The sequence below is a fragment of the Streptomyces sp. NPDC058955 genome (genome assembly GCF_042741435.1).
GTDB lineage: Bacteria > Actinomycetota > Actinomycetes > Streptomycetales > Streptomycetaceae > Streptomyces.
The window spans coordinates 1-1,976 of sequence record NZ_JBHYKM010000093.1 but is presented as its reverse complement, the minus strand read 5'-3'; the positions used below and the strand labels follow the sequence as shown (position 1 = coordinate 1,976).

Below are 1,976 nucleotides of genomic sequence, written 5' to 3'. Positions count from 1 at the left end.
GACCGTACGCATGTGGGCCGGCTGCACCAGCGGCGCCCGGCCCGCCGCCGAGGCGCTCGGCGCCGTCGGCCGCCCCCGCCCGGGGGACGTGGGGGTCAACCAGCAGTCCGCCGGGGGGCGCCCCCCCCCCCACCCCCCGCCGCGGCCCCCCCGCCCCGGTACTCGCCCCGAAGTAGCCCCGGGGCAGGGCCTCGGTCTCGGGCCACTCGGCCGCCCAGCCGGCGGCCCGGCCCAGCCGCTCGGCGAGCAGCGGGGTGTCGAAGACCCGCGCCCGGTCGGCCGCCTCGGCCTCGGTGAGCAGGTCGAACAGCAGCGTCCCGAGCCCCGCCCCGTTCAGGGCGGCGGCCACCGCCCGGTTCCTGGGGCTGCGCCGGCTGCTGCCGCTGCCGTGCGCGAAGAGGACGAGCCCGGCGGCCCCGTCGGGCACCGCGAGATCGCCGGGCAGCTCCGGGCCGCCGGTCTGGATGCGCACGGAGGTGTGCCGGACCACCGGGGCGCCCGCCGTCCGGCTCCGGTCGAGCAGGGCCACCACCTCGGCGTCCGGCGTCTGGTCGAACTCCCGGTAGAACTGGCCGACGGCGGCGAACCCCGTCGGGGTGTGCACGGCCACCGTCTCGTCGGCCTCGCCCCCGAGCCGGGCCGTCCAGTCGTGCGGGGCCACCGGCACGGCGAGCACGATCCGCGCGGCGCCCCCGGCCCGTACCACCCGGCAGGCGGCCAGCGCCGTCGCGCCGGTGGCCAGCCCGTCGTCGACGACGACCACCGTCCGCCCCTCCAGCGGCACCGGGCGGCGACTGCCCCGGTACATCCGGGCCCGGTCGGCCAGGACCTCGCGCTCCCGCTCCTCGACCGCCGCCAGCTCCCGCGCGGTGACACCCCCGTCCCGCACGATCTGCTCGTTGACGACCCGTACCCCGCCCTCACCGATCGCCCCCATGGCCAGCTCGGGCCGGATCGGCACGCCCAGCTTGCGGACGAGACAGATGTCCAGCGGCGCGTCCAGGGCCTCCGCGACCTCGGCCGCCACCGGCACCCCGCCGCGCGGCAGACCGAGGACGACCACGTCGTGGCCCTTGAGGTGGTCGAGGCGGGCGGCGAGCTGCCGCCCCGCGTCGACGCGGTCGGCGAAGTACATGACGCGCCGCCTTCCCGATGGGCGATTCCCCCACGAGAGGGCCGTCAGGCCCGGCCCGTACCTCAAGGGTCCCACCTGGCCGCCCGGCCCGACCGGCGCCGCCGTCGGACCCGGCGCCGGCAGCGGCCCGTCTCAGCCCGCCGTGTTCCGGACGACGGCGACGGGGCAGCGGGCGTGGTGGAGCAGGGCCTGGCTCACCGAGCCGAGCAGCAGGCCGGCGAAGCCTCCGCGCCCGCGCGCGCCCATGACGACCAGCTGGGCGCCCTCGCTCTCCTCCAGCAGGACCTCGCGGGGGCTGCCGCGCAGCAGCCGCGGCTCCGCCTTCGTCCCCGGGTGGCGTGCGGCGGCCCGGGCCAGTGCCGCGTCGAGGACGCGGCCCGCCTCCGTGTGCACGTCCTCGGCGCTCCGGAAGAGCGGGGTGAGGTCCGCCGGCCCGGTGCTCGGCGCCCACGCGTGGACGGCGACGAGCTCCGCGCCGCGCGCCCGCGCCTCCGCGAAGGCGAAGTCGACGGCCGCGTCGGAGTCCGGGGAGCCGTCGACCGCGAGGACCACCGGCCCGTCCGGCTCCTCCCGGCCGCGCACGACCAGGACGGGGCACTCGGCGTGCGCGGCGAGGTGGACGGCGACCGAGCCGACCACCAGGGCGCCGAAGGCCCCCGTGCCCCGGCTGCCGACCACCACCAGGTCCGCGCCCCGGGCCCGGGTGGCGAGGACCACGAGCGGTTCGCCGGGGATCAGCTCGCCGGAGACCTCCGTGCCGGGGGCGGGGGGGGGGGGGCGCGGGGGCGGGCGCCCCCCCCCCCCCCGCCCCCGCGCGCCCCCCCCCCCCGCCCGCGCGCGG

2 protein-coding genes are annotated in these 1,976 nt (G+C 80.1%); both read right to left on the bottom strand.

The annotated features are described in order from the left end of the window. Positions 1–1,135: phosphoribosyltransferase family protein (locus ACFW1I_RS28290; protein WP_384675153.1), on the bottom strand; the 1,135-nt coding region annotated here is incomplete at its 3' end. Between the two features lie 132 nt (positions 1,136–1,267). Next, the gene (locus ACFW1I_RS28285) at positions 1,268–1,852 is read right to left on the bottom strand and encodes a universal stress protein (protein ID WP_384675151.1); all 585 of its coding nucleotides are present in this window, start codon (positions 1,850–1,852) and stop codon (positions 1,268–1,270) included. Between the last annotated feature and the right edge of the window lie 124 nt (positions 1,853–1,976).